The organism is Thermosyntropha lipolytica DSM 11003 (genome assembly GCF_900129805.1).
Lineage (GTDB): Bacteria > Bacillota > Syntrophomonadia > Syntrophomonadales > Syntrophomonadaceae > Thermosyntropha > Thermosyntropha lipolytica.
Genome location: NZ_FQWY01000058.1, coordinates 1 through 6,072 on the forward strand (window position 1 = coordinate 1; position 6,072 = coordinate 6,072).

5 protein-coding genes and 1 pseudogene are annotated in these 6,072 nt (G+C 40.4%); 2 read left to right on the forward strand and 4 right to left on the reverse strand.

Annotated elements, in window-relative coordinates; translation table 11 throughout:
* Positions 1-497: twin-arginine translocation signal domain-containing protein (locus BUB92_RS10485; RefSeq protein WP_073093483.1), on the reverse strand; the 497-nt coding region annotated here is incomplete at its 3' end.
* A gap of 196 nt (positions 498-693) precedes the next feature.
* Positions 694-2,610, reverse strand: coding sequence for a molybdopterin biosynthesis protein (locus tag BUB92_RS10490; protein ID WP_073093484.1), 1,917 nt, complete (start codon positions 2,608-2,610; stop codon positions 694-696).
* Positions 2,611-2,735: 125 nt separating this feature from the next.
* On the opposite strand from BUB92_RS10490, the gene BUB92_RS10495 reads away from it, so the two are divergent.
* Positions 2,736-3,944, forward strand: a complete 1,209-nt coding sequence (locus tag BUB92_RS10495; protein WP_073093485.1) for a molybdopterin molybdotransferase MoeA — start codon at positions 2,736-2,738, stop codon at positions 3,942-3,944.
* Between the two features lie 51 nt (positions 3,945-3,995).
* Here the strand turns inward: BUB92_RS10495 and BUB92_RS10500 are convergent, their stop codons facing one another.
* Positions 3,996-5,096, reverse strand: coding sequence for a PRK06851 family protein (locus BUB92_RS10500; protein WP_073093486.1), 1,101 nt, complete (start codon positions 5,094-5,096; stop codon positions 3,996-3,998).
* 239 nt (positions 5,097-5,335) lie between these two features.
* Here BUB92_RS10500 and BUB92_RS10505 point away from each other — a divergent pair.
* Positions 5,336-5,662: pseudogene (locus BUB92_RS10505) on the forward strand (ATP-binding cassette domain-containing protein); the annotation flags it as partial.
* Between the two features lie 20 nt (positions 5,663-5,682).
* On the opposite strand, the gene BUB92_RS10510 reads toward BUB92_RS10505, so the two are convergent.
* Positions 5,683-5,889 (reverse strand): DUF896 domain-containing protein, encoded by a 207-nt coding sequence (locus tag BUB92_RS10510; RefSeq protein WP_073093488.1) that lies wholly within the window; start codon positions 5,887-5,889, stop codon positions 5,683-5,685.
* Positions 5,890-6,072: the final 183 nt, after the last annotated feature.

The window sequence follows — 6,072 nt, forward strand, 5'->3', positions numbered from 1 at the left end:
GTACGGTTGACTATAATGCCGTTTTCCTTGTGGATAAAGCTCTTGTCCCGGGTTTCTTTAACCCTCTCCGCAATAGTATTAAGCATCCAATCCCAGTCTTTTTCTTCCCACTTTTCGCTGTAGGGAGCGCGATACAAAGGCTTTTGTACCCGTTTGGGATTTATAATCTGTTTGCCGGTATGAGGATCGTAAATCTCCCTCAGGTTGAACATGGCAGATCCTTTGGGACAGGCACAGCCCTGGTTGATAGGATTGTCAGGATCCCCCTGTACACTTAAAAGTTTAGTTTCGCTGCCTTCTTTGTTCTCCGCATAGACTACCAAACCGCAGCCTGATGCACAAAACGGGCATACGGTTGGAACAGGTGTGATATCTTTAATGCGGAGTTCTTTTACAGCGGCTTTAGCTTTTTGGGTGTCAAAACCCAGATCAGTGATAGCTAGAGCAGCTGCCGTAGCTCCGGTTACCTTTAAAAACTGTCTTCTGGTAACCTGCATCCATCACCCTCTCCTTTCCCCACATATTTTGCTATGAGAACAAAATTAATTTTAGCGAATTAATTTTGTTCGCAATACTTGTTTTTAAAAGGCATATATCGAAAAAATTCGCTAGGATAAGTTAAAATCCTTTTGCCAAAAATGAAAAGCATAATGTATATATAAAAATTATATATTTAATAAAATAATGTTATATTTAATTTTGATCTATCATCTTTCCGCTTTCCGTTAGGTCATATCCGCCGATAAAAGTTAGTTTTTGCACAAATTCTTCGTCTTTTATGATGCTGAGTATAAAATGCAGGTATTTTTCATCTACGATATCAGTTAAAATACAGAGATCATAATTTTCTTCCGCAATAGGAATAAAATCGAGTCCCATTATTTTGGCCGAGGCGTAAATACCCAAACCTGCATCGCAGGCATCTCCTTTTATGGCTGCAGCTACTGATAAATGAGTATATTCTTCATGATTATATCCATTTATCATGTCGGGGTGGATATTTTCTTTTTGCAAAAGATAATCCAGCAATATTCTGGTGCCGGAACCTTTTTGCCGGTTTACAAAGCGGATTTCCGGATTAGTTAAATCAGCAAGTTTTTTGATATTTAAAGGATTGCCTTTTTTTACTATCAGGCCCTGTATCCGTTTGGCCAGATGGATGAGTATCCATTTTTGCCGGGGAAGATATTTTTTAAGATAGCTCTTATTATATTCACCGGTTTGGGGATCTAAAAGGTGAATACCGGAAAAATGAGTTTCACCTCGCATTAAAGACATTATTCCTCCCATGCTGCCGGTATGATTGGAGATTAATCTCAGGTTATATTTTTTATTAAGCTCATCCCGCAGTATATCCAGGGCTATATCATGGCTTCCGATAGAGATTAGGGTTTTGTCTATGCGAGAAAGAGGAGTTTTCAGTATTATATTACATGGGCTTCCAGCTTCCAGCCCTTCACTTCCCCGCGGTATATGCAAGATGCCATCTGATTTTACCAGGGTGGTAGTCACCCCAGCTCCTTTGCTGAGAGGATAAGCGATGTAATTTTCTTTTATACGGGCAACATTGACATGGATAAATTCATCTACCCCCATAGGAGAAGAAAGCTTACGGGATATTTTACAGGTAACAATGTTTTCGGGAGGGGGAGTACGCCTTTGTTTCTTATATATTACCGGTTTAGCAAAAATATTGAATATTAAGTGGGCAGAAACTGGATAGCCGGGTACGCCTATTACCGGCTTATTATCAATTATTCCCAGTATAGCAGGTTTACCCGGGCGTATGGCTATGCCATGTACCAGCAGTTTACCAGCTTTATTTACTACTTCTGCTGTATAATCTTCCTTGCCGGCAGAAGAACCGGAACATATAACTATCATATCTGCCTGGTCTTTGATATTTTCTATTGCTTGCAGAAGCTGGTCTTTATCATCAGGAACTATAGGGCGGCGTATATAGTCTGCACCCCATTTTTTACATAAATTTCCTAAAACCTGGCTGTTAGATTCTATAATTTCTCCGGGTGCCATATTATAACCCCCGTAATTAACAAGTTCGGTTCCGGTAGGTATTATAGCTACTAAAGGCCTTTTTACTACCTTTACTTTATTTACGGCAGCAGTTAGAAGAGAGCCGATTTCTTCTGGCCCTATTTCGGTAAAGGCTGGGCAGATCATATCACCGGCGGTTATATCCTCGCCAATAGAACGTATATGTTGCCAGGGAACTGCAGGTTTTATTATCTGGGCCTGACCGTCGATAAAGTTGACTTCTTCAATCATTATCACCGCATCAAAGTTTCTCGGTACATAATCGCCTGTATCTACCTCTATGTAATCTTTACCCGGTTGCAACATTACGGGATTATTTTCCGTAGCCCCAAAAGTAGAAACAGCTTTTACCGCTATTCCATCCATGGCTGCTGCCGGATAATGGGGCGCGGAAAGGCGAGCAAAAACTGCCTGGCTTAAGATACGGCCTTGTGCTTCTATGGTATCTATTTCTTCTTCTTCTATTTTAAAATAAGAGCATTTTTCGAGTTCCTGCATAAATTTTTCTAAAGCTTCATCTAACGGGATGTTGTCAATATAAACTTTGCGTGCCATGTTTTTTTCCCCTTTAGTTTTTAAAAACATTTTAGCTTATTTGTGTAATAATGTTTAGTGTTTAATCACCACATAGGGCTTTAATTGTTTATAATTATACTTAAATTTGGTTTGAGGTGTTGGTTATGCCGGAATTTTTTAAGGTAATAAAATATGAAGAAGCCTTAGGCTGCATAAAGGATAACCTTCCCCGGCCGGCATCAGGTAAAATTAAGATCAATGAGGCCTGGAATAAGGTATTGGCTAAGGACATTATCTGCCCGGAAGATATGCCTCCTTTTGACCGCTCTACCGTTGATGGCTATGCCGTAATAGCCAAAGACACCTTTGGGGCGAGTGAGAGCATGCCTGCTTTTTTGCAATATATAGGGGAAATAAAAATGGGGGAAAAGGCTGATTTGGCCCTGGAGGAGGGGAAATGTGTATGGATACCTACAGGGGGGATGCTTCCTCTAAATGCCAATGCTGTGGTTATGGTAGAATACACGGAAAAGTTAGGGGAAGATACCGTTTTGATAAACCGGCCGGTAGCTCCTTTAGAAAACATTATTCAGAAGGGTGAAGATGCGAGAAAAGGGCAGGAGCTTTTTAAAAAAGGAAAATTTTTAAGACCTCAGGATATAGGATTTCTAGCTTCGCTGGGGATAGCGGAAGTAGAAGTATTTATGCCTTATCGGGTAGGTATTATTTCCACCGGGGATGAGATAATTCCGGTGGAGGAAAAGCCTGATGGGGCTAAGATAAGGGATGTTAATAGCTACAGCCTGGCAGCTGCAGTTTTGGCCTGCTCATGTGCAGCTAGGAATTATCCTATTGTAAGAGATAATTTTAATGAACTTAAAGCCTGCCTTAATGTGGCTTTGCGAGAAAATGATATAGTGTTGATTTCCGGGGGAAGTTCGGTAGGAGTTATGGATGTTACATTACAGGTGCTGAAAAGTTTTCCTGAGGTTAAGCTTTTATTTCATGGATTGGCTGTAAAGCCGGGAAAGCCTACTATGGGAGCCAGAATAGGGGGGAAACTGGTGGTTGGATTGCCCGGACATCCAGTTTCCGCCTTAACTATTTTTTATGTTTTACTAAAACCTCTATTAAGCGGAAGTCAGGCGGTGAAAACCGAGGCGGTTTTACAGGCTAATATTTCTTCCCAGGCGGGAAGAGATGATTTTATTCCCGTTGTATTGAGGGATAATGACGGGGTACTGGAAGCCTGGCCGCTTTTGGGTAAATCAGGTATGATGAGTATTCTGGCCATGGCTGATGGTTATCTGCATATTCCCTATGAAAAACAGGGTTTGCTCAAAGGGGAAAAAATTGAAGTCATAATTTTTTAAATGGTTAAGGCAAAGCTGGTAAAGATAAGCTTTGCCTTATTATTTTCTCCTCTATTTTTCCAGGGTATTTATTAGTTTTTCCAGGATATTTTGCCGCAGTTCTTCTATGGCAGCAAAGTCCATAGATGGTATATAGAAGCTTTCCAGTTCATCATGATATTTTTTGGCGGTGTTTATAAAATAGACAGCTTCTTTAATTCCTGCTTCTACCCTTTCCTGAGCCCTGTGTATCAGTTGGGCATAGGAATCTATTAAGGACTTGCTTACAAACTGGTCAAAATCCAACAGGCGTTTATATTTGCTGCCCGGGATGAGGGGGGCATAAGCAAATATATATCCTGAAATATTAAGCAGAGCTCTATTGCTTATAGGAAGCAGGATTAAATCTATTTCCGCAGGATAAAAAGGATTATGATATATTTCAGCCTCTATATCCTGTATTTCTATGATGTTTAAGGTGTAAGCAAACAGCTTATCTACTCCGCTTCCTGGATTTCCTTTGACGGCAAAAATAGCTGTATCTTCACTGAGAAGGCTATTTATTTTGGTTACCATTCCTTCGGGAGTGATGGCACCAGGAAACAGATGTCTGGTTTTTCCCTTTTTTTCGCTGGTATTGCTCAAAAAATCTTCCGTCAGCGCTCTTATATTGCGTTTTACTGCTCCCGTATCTACTCCTTCCTCGAAGTAAGATTTCCATTCTTCATAGGCGATGCTGGCCTCTTTAAGACGCATATAAGCTCGGGAAAAACACCGGGCTATATTTTGGCTTAGCTTTTCAATCTGGTCGCGATGGCAGGCTATTTTATCTAAATCCCAGAATTGCCCCAGGTTTATAATTTCATCTACTGCTCCAGGAAACTTGGGATCTACGATGTGAGGAGCTGTTCCGTCTAAAAAGCAAAACTGATGATTTCCGATTACCACACCATCTAATGAGTTGTTATCAGAAGAACACCAGTGATATTCTATATCGAAACCTTGCTTGTAAAAATCTTCTCCCATTTTTTTCATAAAAGTAGATTTGCCTACTCCTGGCCCGCCCTTGAGGACAAATTTTCTTTGCACCTGGGGGGATACCATATAATCGTAGAAAGAGTAAAAACCCTGGCAGGTATTGCCTCCGGGAAATACATGTCGTATCTTAGCCAAATATGAACACCTCCGACATAATCCTTGTTTGCTAAATTTATATGTTATTTTTTGCATCTTTACTCCTGTAAGTTATATAGGAAAAATTATCCATAGACTATAGAAAATTTTACTTTGCTGTATATTGTCAAATAAGGAGACATGATGTGTTAAAATGTTGGTGCGACTATGGGAGAAAGAAAGGGAATAGCTTATGAAAAAACTATAGGGCCTGGTATTTTTTATTTTTTACGATCTAAAAACAGCTGGGAGGGACTTTGTCCGGAGGTGAACAGCAGATGTTAGCTTTGGGAAGAGCTCTTTTAAGCAAACCCAAGCTGCTCATGCTGGATGAGCCTTCGATGGGACTAGCCCCGATAATAGTGGAGCAGATATTTGCTTTCATAAAAGAAATGAATGAAAAAGACGGACTTACCATACTTTTGGTGGAGCAAAATGCCAATATGGCATTGAGTATAGCCCATAGGGGGTATGTTCTGGAAACTGGAAATATTGTTTTAAGTGATACGGCGGAAAATCTGCGTAATAATGATGAAGCAAGAAAAGCTTATTTAGGAGAAGGATAAAAAAACTAGGCCTTTTAGGCCTAGTTTTTTGGTTTTTTAGTAAATCCTGCCGCGTAAAGCTGAACTTCTACCTGTTTGCGTATATTGCTTAAAAATTCCGCATAAAGTTCTTTTTGCTCCTTTAGTTCTTCTTCTGTTAATCCTATTGTTTTCTTTTTGCGGACCAGTTCATTTATGCGGTTGATTTTTTCTTCGCTTATGCCTGCCGGTTGATTATTATCAGCCATACTTCCTGGTTACCCAAACTGTGCAAAACTGAACAGTTTGAGCAGCTGGGCTATTTATAGTCCGCCATTTCAGAGAGTGCCTATTCCCAGCAGGCGGTATTTAAGCACTCCCATAGCCCCTGTCCCAAGAAACAGGAACTCGCGCCCTTATCCGGGTCTCCCCACTTGCCCTGAAAAGATTAC

Coding starts and splice junctions, on each gene's coding strand:
- BUB92_RS10490 (WP_073093484.1), bottom strand. CDS start 2,610: ATGGCACGCAAAGTTTATATTGACAACATCCCGTTAGATGAAGCTTTA.
- BUB92_RS10495 (WP_073093485.1), top strand. CDS start 2,736: ATGCCGGAATTTTTTAAGGTAATAAAATATGAAGAAGCCTTAGGCTGC.
- BUB92_RS10510 (WP_073093488.1), bottom strand. CDS start 5,889: ATGGCTGATAATAATCAACCGGCAGGCATAAGCGAAGAAAAAATCAAC.